We start from the raw sequence: 6694 nt of genomic DNA, 5'->3' as shown, positions 1-6694 counted from the left end.
ATCATAAATTTTAAAAATTATGCTCTAAAATCCGCTTTTTTGTGCTATTTAGCTTAAATTTCATAAGCATCCCTAAAAATAATGCTTTATAGATAATAATTTTTATCATATACTAAAATAAATTTTTACTATAAAAAATATCTATAAATAACCTAAAATAAGGCAAATAAAACTAAATTTAATCAATTATAAATATATCAAAGCCTTTATATAAAACTTAAATAAAATAATTAATCTTAAAACTATAAACTTTTAATGAAATTTGTCGATTTAAAATAAATTTGAAAATATCACAAAGGGATAAAATGCATATCGTAGCCTTAAAAATAGCCATCGTTAAACAAATAGTAGGCGAAGTTGTTGCTATTTCACCAGATGGAAGCGTAAGAGTGCTTCACAAAGGCGACGAAATATTTTTGGGCGATATTATAAAAACAGCTATCAATGCCAAAGTAAGGATAGTTTTTGATGATGGCGAGGTTGCGAACATCGGCTTTAACTCTACTTTTAGGACAACAAATGTCTTTGCCGAGCAAAACGGCGAGCTTGTCATCCCTGGCTTACAAAAAGATGAAAAAGATGCAAAACACGAAGATAGCGAACATAAGAGCAACGTTCACCACGGCGGATCAAATTTATCTAGTCAAGCATCGCTAAATAATGCAGGCTTTAGCAAAAGCGGTCACTATACAAACATCTTTGATAACGTAAAGCACGCACTACGTGAGATCATAAATTCTGAAAAGTTTTTTAACGCTCCAGTCTCATCTGTAAAAGGTGCTCCAGCACAAGCTACAAAACCAAGTGTGCCATTTATCGACAATGTCCCTAAATTTTTCCTAGATGCCGACACAAACAAAGATGGTCTTTTGGACAAAAATGAAATTTTAGCTTCACCTGAAACTACAAAAAGAGGGAATAAATTTTACACTCCTGTGGTTGTCACTTTGCCACCAGCTGCTAAAGATGGCGATATCATCAAGATAAAAAGCGGCTCACAAACTCTAAAAATACAAGATCGATCTTACAAGTAGCAAACTCGTTCAAGTAGATGATAACGGATCGCCAGTGCCAGCGCCTACCTCAACCCCAACAGCACCTACTTTTAACTTAGTGCCACTTACTAATGGCAAAGCAAATATCCCAGATGTCGAGATCCCAAATGGCAAGCCTATAGATATCGCTGTAAATTTAGTTGATAAAAACGGACACGAAAGTGGTTCAAATTTAAAGGTTGAGACAAATGACGTCCCACCAGCATCAAAAGTAAGCGCGACACTTAGCATAGACAAAAATAGCGACGGCGTGATAGACGCTACCGAAATGGGCGTAGGAGAGGACTCTGTAAAAACTGACGTGAAATTTCTAGTGCCTGACGATATGAAAAGTGGTGATAAGATCAAGTCTATAGTCACAGACGCAAACGGCGACACGGTTACTAAAATTTACACCATAAACAAAGCAAACAACACTGCCACCGACGAAGCTGGCAATGTCTATCCACTAAAACCAAATGGCAAAGGCGCTATGGAATTTGACGTGCCAAATGGTGCCACTATCACGCCAGGCACTGAGATCAAAACTCAGTTTATAGACCGCTTTGGCAACGAAGGCGTGATCAAGCAAAAGCCAAACACCATAAGCAACAAAGCCGAAGCGACACTAAGCGCTGATACCAATAACGATGGCGTTATAAGCAAGTCCGAGCTAAAAAATAGCGAATCAAGCGTAGATATCCATCTACCAAACACTATGAAGCCAGGCGAGAGCGTAAAAGTCACCATAGATACAGGCAGTGGCACACCAACGCCAAAAGAATTTATCCTAAGTCCTGATAAAAAAAGCGTATATGACGCACATGATCCAAGCCATACACCTATATCTATCCAAAATGGTAAATTTGTAGTCCCAGGCGTAAAGATACCTATCAGCGAGGGCACAAATGCCACTATAAAAACTGAAATCACCAAAAACGATGGCACAGTAGAATCCAACGAAAACACCGCAGCTACCGACATCACACCACCTACAAGATCAGCCAAGATAGAATTTAGCAAAAACCTCCCAAACGTGGATGGCAAGAGCGACAACAAGCTTGATACATTTGAAAATGGCTACGGCAACGATAGCGACAAAACTGAAGTAACCATAAGTATCCCAACTCAAAGCAAACCAAACGAAAAGATAAGAGTAGCCATAACAAACCCAGATGGGAACACAGAAACAAAAGAATTTACTATCGGCAAAAATGGCAAGGTCATAGCACCTGATGGCAACGAGATAGACGCAAGCAGTGGGAAATTTAAGATCAACGTTCCTATCAAAAATGGAGCAAAAACTAGCATAGACACAACAGTTATCGACCAGTTTGGCAACGAAGGCGCAACTGACAGCCAGTTTATAGTATTTGACGACAAGCCAAAGGCTAAATTTATAAAAGATATAGATGGCGACGGCTTGATAGATGGCACAAACGGCGTCACCATCACAGGTTCAGATGTCCTAGCCTCGATCCCGAGCACAGCTAAAGTAGGCGACGAGCTAAAAGTCTCCGTGCTAAATCCAAATACAAACAAACAAGAGATAAAAACCTACATCATAAAAGAGGCAAAACCAGGCGAAACTCTCACCACATACGAGAAAAAGCCAGACCCAGACATCGAGTATGAAGCCAAGACCAAAACACTTACAGACGAATACATCAAAGTAGTAAATAAAGATGATCCAACAGATGTTCAGCTAGTAAATGGCAGTCGTTTCTTGCTCAAAGATGTGCCAGTAAATACCAGCAAGCCAACCCTTGTTGATATAGACCTTGTAAGAGATGGCACCAAAATTTTCACTGGCTCTTCTAGTGGTAGATTGTTTAAATTTGGCATTCTTGACTATGTAGATGACGTTAAGCTAGTTACCTCAGTAGATGGCGGAGTGAGCAACCCAGCCAAATACCTACTCGAAAAAGATTACGAGCACATCATCTCAACAAGTAAATTTGACGATACATTTAACGAGCGCATAAACTACAAGATCGCCCTTACAAACGACGAAAGTCCGATGATCAAATTTGGTATCGCGCAAAAAGATACTGACACAGCCACAGGTGGAGATGGTGGCAAGGTTCTTATAGAGGTAAAAGACCAAGCTGGCACCGTGAAAAGTAGTTTTTATGCAGATATAAAGGACAACATCGTAGTAGCTGACTTTGAAGCAGCTGGCGTAAAGCTAGATAGGACGCACCACATCATAGACGCCACATATGTAGATAAAAATGGTGTAGAAAAACGAAGTGAAAATTTAACCATCACAGTCGATCTTGATGCGACGCCAGATGGACTAAAAGAGCCAAGCTTTGGTGGCTCAAAGACTGGCTCAGGGCAAAGTTACAAAGTAACCTTTGGTGGCGAGGCAGATGCACCAAACAGAGCAGACGACAAGACATCTATAAAAGTAGATGTCGTCGATGTAAATAACTCATCTAAACAAATTTTGCCACTAACTGACCTAAAATATGAAGGCGAATTTCTAACTACACTAACCAGCGGTAGTAAAAATTTCATCGTAAAAAGACTAGATGACGCTGGCAATATGTCAGTCCAAACCGTCGCTATGATCTCAAATAGCGGTCTTGATGTGGATATGTATTTTTATAAATGGGATGACAAAGAATTTGCAAATAAATATAATCATGGCGCCAATATAATGCATATAAAACTTGGTTATGATAAATGGCATCTAATGAGAGAAGTAAGTGCTACAACAACTTTTTAATGAAATTTCATTTAAATCTGGCAAGAATTATCTAGATCCAGCTACAAAGCCAAAAAAAGGAGAGTTAAATCCAGAAGATATGGCAAGGGTCGGACACTCACCAAATGCAAAAGAGAAAGATTATACTGGCAAAACATATAACGTAAATCATACAGGAAACTATGTCTTGCGTGAAGCAGAACCAATAGGCACTGACCTTATAATGAAAATGAAAGGCTGGATATATATCGCAAAAGATGGCACTTACACTATAAGAGCTACTGATTATCAAAGCATGGTGCGCTTAGATATAGGAGACGGATCATTTGAGCATAAACCTTGGAACGCAAACAATGCAACAAATTTAAAAGTTGAGAAAGATTTTGTTTTGAATAAAGGTTTTTATAAACTAAGTGCAACCTATGTAGATGACAATAATGATGTTGATTTAAATATAGCCATAAAAGAGAAAGCAAAGCCAGATAATGAGTATAAAACCTTAGGCTCTGCTGGCAGTGGCACGCATCTTTTTAGCGATAACTATGTAAAAGCACTAGAGCAAAATGGCTTTATAGATCATGAAGCCAATAAATTTCACAAGATACTCCAAAGAGATGGCAAATACTACGGAGATGATACAAATGACTTTAACAACATTGTGCAGTTAAAACATGACGCAACAGAGACCGTAGGAAGCAACCTAAACGATGCCTTTGTCTATAATGGCAAGCCAATGGATGGCAAAGGTGGCATAGATACACTTATCTTTGTAGATGATGTTGATCTTAGTAAAGTAGCCAACCTTGATAAAAATTTAGAAAGCTTTGAGCGCATACAGCTAGGCACAAGCGATCAAGCAGTCTCTATAGGACTAGACGCCAAAAGCGTGCTTGATATCATAGACTCAAGGGTCACAAAGATAACAGGCAAGGCTGGCACAGAAAATATCAACACAGTGCTAAAAATCTTTGGCGACAGCGATGACATAGTAGCCCTAAAAGGCAAAGGAACTATCTTTACACAAGCAACAGATAGTGAAGTAACGATGCTAAATTCAAAACATAGCGTTATCGGAGATGAGTACAACAAAGTAGCAGTTGATGCAAGTGGTCACGCGGTAAATCAAGTCTATAAAGGCGTATATGGTAGCGGAGCAAGCGCACAAACATTTTTTATCGAGATAGATAAAGATGTAAGTGTAGTAGATTTACATTAAATTTAATCTCATTAGGCTATAAATTTATAGCCTAATTTTAAAAATAAAGCATCTTTTAGATTTTTAAACTTAGTTTAAATATTTAAAATGTATAATCCAATTTCTTTTATCAACGTGGTTGGATAGCTCAGTCGGTAGAGCAGCAGACTGAAAATCTGCGTGTCGGCAGTTCGATTCTGCCTCTAACCACCATTTCTTTTTCATAAACTTTTTTCATGGACACGGACAGATGGGTGAGCGGCTGAAACCACACCCCTGCTAAGGGTGCAGCTCTTAATCGGGGCTCGAGGGTTCAAATCCCTCTCTGTCCGCCACCAACACAATGTTTTTCTTTCCAACTCCCCTAAATTTAGGTGTTTTAACTGCATTTATTAGCAGATATTTTTGTCCTAAATTTCAGACAAATCAGCTTTGTTACAGAAAATTTGCACTTTTGTTACAGAAACTAGGATCATTCTATGAGCTCTAGATTGATCACAAAGGTTCTCAACAGACCAAATTTCTACTTTTTTGATACTGCTCTTAAAGATGGTAAAAAGCTAACTGTTAAATTTTGCCTTTTCACAAAAGATATAGATGAGGCAGTAAGACTGGCAAATTCTATAAAAGCTGCAGCCAACGAAGCTCTTGCTAAAAAGATAACCACAACACATACCAACTCTAAAAACCTAAGAGTCTTAATAAATATCAAAATGCAAAATGAACGGCGCATTAAACAAAATGGCATATTTTTAGATGTTAGCGAATATAAAGAGCTGTCACAAGAGGTAATAGCTAAATTTTATAATCTAATAGCGCCAGAAGAAAAGCTTTAAAAAGAGCTCAAAACATTATTGGATGCATCTTTAAGTCCAAAAGAAGCCACACCGCTATCTTTTAAAGCAGTAGCTAAAAGATATGTGCAAACCGAGTGTTTAAAACTAAAATCCAGTGATAAGACAAAGGGCTATTATATTAAGGCTGGCAAGCTCTTAGATGAGTTTTTTAAAGGTCATCAAGGTAAAGAGTTTAGCTACAGCGATGCCGAAAACTTTCAAACAACTCTTGCAAACAAAAAACTCAACAAAAAGACCATCAACAACTACACATCTTACTCAAAAAGGCTCTTTGACTATGCCATAAAGATGGGCAAGCTCACGACCAATCCTTTTAAAATACTTACATCTTTTAAAATTTCAGCTGATGAGAAGTCGCCGAAAGATAACTTTAGTCTAGATGAATTAAAGATAGTTTTTGACACTCAAAGAAAAGATTTGAGAGATTATATGATGTTTGCACTTCATACGGGATTAAGACTAAATGAAATTTGGCAACTTGATAGCGACAATGTTGGTGAGCAGGATGGAATAAAATTTATAAATGTTAAGACTGCCAAGCAAAAAGGAGGCGTTAGCAAATATAGGCAAATTCCACTACATAAGAATATTGAGCATTTTGGTGACAATTCAAAAACAGCCAAAACTTTTGCCTTAGTAAGCTAAAAGAAAAACAATACCTATACTCTCACGCCAGCTAGTGATCACAGAATTTAAAAGTTAAAGCCAACAAAGCTTTTACACATACAAGCTTTAAAAGTCTAAGAGCCTTGATAGATGTAAAAAATAGATATAGCACTTCATAGTAATTTTAAAAAATAGCCCTTTCTTACTATGAAATTTCATCTAAAACAATAGGAAATTTTAGTTAATAAAAGTTGGTTTGCTATTAAAATTTGAATTAAAAATTCAAGGG

Annotated in this window: 5 protein-coding genes and 2 tRNA genes; all 7 read left to right on the top strand. The window is 37.5% G+C overall.

The annotated features are described in order from the left end of the window. Positions 1 to 305 precede the first annotated feature (305 nt). Positions 306 to 1034, top strand: a complete 729-nt coding sequence (locus FZ945_RS07215; protein WP_148803558.1) for a retention module-containing protein — start codon at positions 306 to 308, stop codon at positions 1032 to 1034. A 34-nt stretch (positions 1035 to 1068) separates the two neighbouring features. After that, positions 1069 to 3768 carry a hypothetical protein gene (locus FZ945_RS07210; RefSeq protein WP_148803556.1) on the top strand — a complete coding sequence of 900 codons (2700 nt, stop codon included), beginning with the start codon at positions 1069 to 1071 and terminating at the stop codon, positions 3766 to 3768. Then, positions 3749 to 4963: a hypothetical protein gene (locus tag FZ945_RS07205; protein ID WP_148803554.1), complete on the top strand. Its 1215-nt coding sequence runs from the start codon at positions 3749 to 3751 to the stop codon at positions 4961 to 4963. Before FZ945_RS07210 ends, FZ945_RS07205 begins: the two co-directional genes overlap by 20 nt. A gap of 116 nt (positions 4964 to 5079) precedes the next feature. Continuing rightward, positions 5080 to 5155, top strand: a tRNA-Phe gene (locus tag FZ945_RS07200). 31 nt (positions 5156 to 5186) lie between these two features. After that, a tRNA-Ser gene (locus FZ945_RS07195) sits at positions 5187 to 5277 on the top strand. A gap of 144 nt (positions 5278 to 5421) precedes the next feature. Beyond that, the gene (locus FZ945_RS10320) at positions 5422 to 5778 is read left to right on the top strand and encodes a hypothetical protein (protein ID WP_187424180.1); all 357 of its coding nucleotides are present in this window, start codon (positions 5422 to 5424) and stop codon (positions 5776 to 5778) included. An 18-nt stretch (positions 5779 to 5796) separates the two neighbouring features. After that, positions 5797 to 6444, top strand: coding sequence for a tyrosine-type recombinase/integrase (locus FZ945_RS10315; RefSeq protein ID WP_187424179.1), 648 nt, complete (start codon positions 5797 to 5799; stop codon positions 6442 to 6444). Positions 6445 to 6694: the final 250 nt, after the last annotated feature.

It is taken from the genome of Campylobacter concisus, assembly GCF_902460535.1.
GTDB classification, from domain to species: Bacteria; Campylobacterota; Campylobacteria; order Campylobacterales; family Campylobacteraceae; genus Campylobacter_A; species Campylobacter_A concisus_AS.
This window is presented reverse-complemented; position numbering and strand designations above follow the sequence as displayed.

Bases quoted from the DNA above. Each gene is read 5' to 3' on its own strand.
- FZ945_RS10320 (WP_187424180.1), top strand. From the start codon at position 5,422: ATGAGCTCTAGATTGATCACAAAGGTTCTCAACAGACCAAATTTCTAC.
- FZ945_RS07215 (WP_148803558.1), top strand. From the start codon at position 306: ATGCATATCGTAGCCTTAAAAATAGCCATCGTTAAACAAATAGTAGGC.